We start from the raw sequence: 1,120 nt of genomic DNA, 5'->3' as shown, positions 1-1,120 counted from the left end.
CAGATCCTTTGTCTTATTGATTTTTTCTTCTAGTTCTTTAAGTTCATTAAAACGATTTTTTATATTTTTGAAAGCTTGGAAACTTACGGCTTTATCAACCATGCCTAAAAATTTGGCACGTGAAGCTATAGAGGGTTTGAAACCATTCATTTTTTCGAAGTATTTAACGTTCTCAATCCATGTTGTTAACATTTTATTCATTTCTTTAGTTGCATCAATTCGGTTGTTATAGATATTTTGAGGATTTTTAAGAAAAAAATCATCGTCATCATACGGCCTAAAATTATGATAATGATCATGATATAGTTTACCTTTTGTTATTTTAGGATCTGTCATAGATTTATGTATTTTTTCAAACAGTTCACGCAATGTTTTATTATTGTGATGGCGTTTCTCTAATGTTTCTATAACACCAGGAGGTAGGTTGGCCCAGAAAAAAGCTAGGTTCGCTAATGATTTTTCAGCATCAGTTAGTCGTGGATCAGATGCAGCTGGGGGCTGTTGTGCTAAGCTTGATGTCCCAAGAAATGTACTCATTATTATAACAATAATCAGCTTTTTCATATTCCACACTCTTTAATTTTCACATATTTAGAAAAACTAATCATCACATTGCTATTATAAATTCATTTATGAGACCATGTTCTAAATCTCAGCTTCTTTCATAATAGCTACATCGTTTCTATCATTTGGTTGTTTCAGTTCTGGTACTACGTACAAACTGATAGAATACTCATAATTAAAATTACAAAAATGACAGAATTTATTTTAATACTCCTTTTTTTGATAGTTAAATAAAGCTCAATATTTAATATCATTATTATAATCTTAATGATAAAGTAAAGTGTATAGTTCACGATAGTTTGTCTTTTCTTAATTTTGTTTTCTAATTTGTGACAATAGCTCAATTTCAGTGCAAATATCCTGAGAGTGTTAACCGGTTATTTGACAGGGCTATTTTCGACGAGAAGCAGAGCCTGTTGCCTTTAATCTCCACAGATAGCCGAATGATGTTATGCCTTTTACTAGAGAATGGGCAATGCTGGACAGTTGAATATCAGGACAATAGGGATAATAGATAAGGTGAGGGCATCACCAAGCGCACAACCTATATTTTGTT

At 31.8% G+C, this 1,120-nt stretch carries 1 protein-coding gene; it reads right to left on the bottom strand.

What is annotated here, in order from left to right; all coding sequences use genetic code 11:
- The coding region (locus MCY_RS09605) for a TrbJ/VirB5 family protein (protein WP_007346495.1) at positions 1-564 on the bottom strand (564 nt) is incomplete at its 3' end.
- Between the last annotated feature and the right edge of the window lie 556 nt (positions 565-1,120).

The organism is Bartonella rattimassiliensis 15908 (assembly GCF_000278215.1).
Classification (GTDB): domain Bacteria; phylum Pseudomonadota; class Alphaproteobacteria; order Rhizobiales; family Rhizobiaceae; genus Bartonella; species Bartonella rattimassiliensis.
Note: the sequence above shows the minus strand (reverse complement) of the source record. Positions and strands in the feature narration are given on the sequence as shown.